The 3341-nt window shown below is 46.5% G+C and carries 6 protein-coding genes; all 6 read left to right on the plus strand.

Annotated elements, in window-relative coordinates:
- Nucleotides 1-183, plus strand: a 183-nt coding sequence (locus tag ACP45E_RS05070) for a PhnE/PtxC family ABC transporter permease (protein ID WP_426510687.1), incomplete at its 5' end; no start/stop codon positions are given.
- 74 nt (nt 184-257) lie between these two features.
- Entirely contained in the window at nt 258-953 is a 696-nt protein-coding gene (gene phnF, locus ACP45E_RS05075; protein ID WP_017037419.1) for a phosphonate metabolism transcriptional regulator PhnF, read from the plus strand.
- Nucleotides 954-1442 (plus strand): phosphonate C-P lyase system protein PhnG, encoded by a 489-nt coding sequence (gene phnG, locus ACP45E_RS05080; RefSeq protein ID WP_017036611.1) that lies wholly within the window; start codon nt 954-956, stop codon nt 1440-1442. It abuts the gene before it with no gap.
- Complete coding sequence (gene phnH / locus ACP45E_RS05085; protein WP_069584768.1) at nt 1439-2089, plus strand: phosphonate C-P lyase system protein PhnH; 651 nt, start codon at nt 1439-1441, stop codon at nt 2087-2089. The genes phnG and phnH overlap by 4 nt, the downstream gene beginning before the upstream one ends.
- Nucleotides 2074-3210 (plus strand): carbon-phosphorus lyase complex subunit PhnI, encoded by a 1137-nt coding sequence (locus tag ACP45E_RS05090; protein ID WP_026026537.1) that lies wholly within the window; start codon nt 2074-2076, stop codon nt 3208-3210. Before phnH ends, ACP45E_RS05090 begins: the two co-directional genes overlap by 16 nt.
- A partial coding sequence (locus ACP45E_RS05095; RefSeq protein WP_277815680.1) for an alpha-D-ribose 1-methylphosphonate 5-phosphate C-P-lyase PhnJ occupies nt 3200-3341 on the plus strand: 142 nt, incomplete at its 3' end. The genes ACP45E_RS05090 and ACP45E_RS05095, both read left to right, overlap by 11 nt.

A 3341-nucleotide genomic window follows, 5' to 3' on the forward strand; every position in this document is an offset into this window, starting at 1 on the left:
GAATCCAATGTTCGCTCCGCCACCGTGGTTGGGATGGTGGGTGCTGGTGGTATTGGAGTGCTGCTATGGGAAGCCATCAGAGGTTTCCAGTTTCAGCAGACGGCTTCAATCATGTTGATCGTCATTGTCACCGTGAGTCTGATTGACTTTGCTTCACAGTACATTCGCAAGCGGTTTATATAAAAATTTTGTCGTAACTTGTCTAGATAAGTACTGAGTTGAATTGAGAATGACGACGTAAAAAGGACGGAACGAACATGCGGATTTATCTTGATATCGCTAAGCACCTTGAAAATGACGTACGCCGCTACTTTCAAGGTGGGGAATACCTACCTGCTGAATCAACGCTGGCGAAACGTTTTGATGTGAATCGCCATACTGTTCGGAGAGCGATTGATGAACTGGTGTTTAACGGGCTGATTGAACGGCAACAAGGGCGCGGAAATATGGTCGTGAGCCAACCGTTTGATTACCCATTGCATTCGGGAGCGCACTTTACCGACAACTTACTTGAACAAGGGAGTTTGCCAACCAGTCAGGTTATTGAACGCAGTCTTGTGGCAGCGAATGACAAAATATCCGGTTTATTTGAACTGCCTGCGGAGTCTATGGTGATCAAGCTTAGGACGTTACGAAAAATCGACGGAATGCCAGCGAGCGTTATCGACCACTATTTAGCAGACGTGAGTTGGTGGCCTGTCGTCAAATACTTCGAAGTCGGCTCTCTACACGCTTACTTAAAAGACAAGCTGGGTATTCAGTTGAGTCGAAGGACAACACGGCTAAGGGCAGCAATGCCAACAAAGACAGACTGCCGCTTATTGCAATTGCCAGCGAAAACGCCCGTCATGGTGTTTAAAACCACCAACGTGATTAAAGGAACCGAACAGATTGTTGAGTTTTCATCGTCACACACACGATCTGATTTAGTCGAAATTGTTTTGGAGCATTAAATGAAACAAGAGCAGCATACCCAAGAGCGTTCAACCTCCAATCCACAAGAACATCTGCAACGTAAAAGATGGATGTCGGTGTTGGCTCGTTGTGACTATCAAACATTAAAACAGCGCTGGGATGAACTGTCATTCAGCACACGTTATCACTTCGTACGAGAGCCAGAAATTGGGCTTGCACAAGTACGAGCAAAAATGGGAGCAAGCGGTGATGCGTTCAATATGGGCGATGTGACCATAGTAAGAACGGTGGTGCAGTTAGACCAAGGAGCGCTCGGCTATAGCTACATAACCGGACGAAATAAGGACCATGCGGAAGTGGCTGCGGTTGTCGATGCGTTAATGCAAACCGAGTTTCAAAGTGATTTGTATCAAGCATTAATCGAACCATTAGCCGCTGATATTGAGAAAAATGAGCGAATCAAAGCTCGCGAAGTCTCAACAAGCAAGGTGGACTTTTTCACTATGGTGAGAGGAGAAGATGAATGAGTTACATCACAAAGGGATTTGATAGCCCAGTTCATGATGCGCAGCAGACATTTAGACTATTGATGGACGCTGTTTCTCGGCCCGGAAAAAAAGTAGAGCTGTTGTCGATATTACAATTTGGCACGGTTAGCCCCGCAGCGACACAAGTACTGCTCACGTTAGCAGATAATGTCACGCCGCTCTGGTTTGGCGAAGCATTCTTAAACGACACAGCACTGCTGGAGAATTTACGTTTTCATTGTGGTTCACCTGTCGCTGATTCTCGGTCACAGGCGGATTTAGCGTTAGCACTGGCGAACGAACTCGATGAATTCTATGGCTTTGCAATGGGAGACGACAGTTACCCCGACCGAAGCACCTCAGTGATTATCGAAGTAGAGAGTTTTCATACCGGAACCACGTTGATTTTTTCCGGTCCAGGAATTAAGGGCGAAACCAAAGTAAAAATTGAAGGATTAAGCGACCCACTCATTGAAGCAATACAAACGGGTCGAGGGTGTTTTCCTCATGGCATTGATATGTTCTTCTCCTGTGAAAACGAAGTCATTGCATTGCCACGTAGTACCCAAGTCGCGATGGAAGTGAAGGAAGTGAAGGAAGTGAAGGAAGAGAAGGAAGAGAAGGAAGCATTATGTACGTTGCAGTAAAAGGCGGAGAAAAAGCGATAGAGGCTGCGCACCGCTTACAGGAAAAAAAGCGACGCGGGCCAAAATCCCAACATGCACTCTCGGTGGACCAAATTGCTCATCAGCTTGCTGGAGCAACGGATCGAGTCATGACAGAGGGCAGTATTTACGACAAGGAACTCGCGGCACTTGCCATTAAGCAAGCCGGTGGTGATTTGATTGAAGCGATCTTCTTACTGCGCGCATATCGCACGACATTACCGCGTCTTGCGGTGACACAACCCGTCAATACAGAAGATATGAAAATAGAGCGCCGAATTTCCGCCAGCTACAAAGATTTACCCGGTGGGCAATTACTCGGCCCTACGTATGACTATACCCATAGATTGCTCGACTTTGCATTGCTCGCAGAAGGTAATGACTCGCTCCACCATGATCATTACCCAGGTAGGGAAGAACTCAAAAGCTCAGAGCTCGACAGTTGTTGTAATGAAGCGTGCCCTCAAGTCCTCAAAATTTTAGAAAACCTTGATCTAGCCGTACCCGAAAATGACAGTGGAGAGTTGCCGGATGATATTACGGTGACACCGCCGACTTTTCCCGCCAATCGAAGCGCAAGGTTACAACAGCTGGCCCGCAGTGATGAAGGCTTCTTATTATCGCTTGGGTATTCAACTCAACGTGGCTATGGTCGAAATCACCCTTTTGCAGGAGAAATTCGTTCAGGAAAAGTCACGTTAGAGTTGATCCCGGAAGAACTGGGTTTTTCTATTGAAATCGGTGATATCGAACTGACGGAATGCCAGATGATTAATGGCTTTACTGGCAACAAAAATGAAAAGGCTCGCTTTACCAGGGGTTACGGTGTCACATTTGGTTTTTCTGAACGTAAAGCGATGTCGATGGCATTAGTAGACCGTTCATTACAGTGCCAACAATATGGTGAAGTGCCACAAGGGCCTGCGCAAGATGAAGAATTTGTGTTGTCTCATGGTGACAATGTTGAAGCATCAGGGTTTGTGAGTCATTTGAAGCTACCGCATTACGTTGATTTTCAGTCTGAGCTAGCGTTGATTCGTAAGCTGCAAAAAGAGTTTGATGCCAGAATCAAAACGGAAAAGGAGCAAGGTAATGACGACTGACCTGAATTTAAAGAATGGCTATAACTATGGTTACCTAGACGAACAGACCAAGCGAATGATCCGACGAGCGCTATTGAAAGCGATTGCCATTCCCGGGTATCAAGTTCCTTTTGGTGGCCGAGAGATGCCAA

This window comes from Vibrio genomosp. F10 str. 9ZD137, assembly GCF_049974785.1.
GTDB lineage: Bacteria > Pseudomonadota > Gammaproteobacteria > Enterobacterales > Vibrionaceae > Vibrio.

Coding starts and splice junctions, on each gene's coding strand:
- ACP45E_RS05090 (WP_026026537.1), top strand. CDS start 2,074: ATGTACGTTGCAGTAAAAGGCGGAGAAAAAGCGATAGAGGCTGCGCAC.
- phnF (WP_017037419.1), top strand. CDS start 258: ATGCGGATTTATCTTGATATCGCTAAGCACCTTGAAAATGACGTACGC.
- phnG (WP_017036611.1), top strand. CDS start 954: ATGAAACAAGAGCAGCATACCCAAGAGCGTTCAACCTCCAATCCACAA.
- phnH (WP_069584768.1), top strand. CDS start 1,439: ATGAGTTACATCACAAAGGGATTTGATAGCCCAGTTCATGATGCGCAG.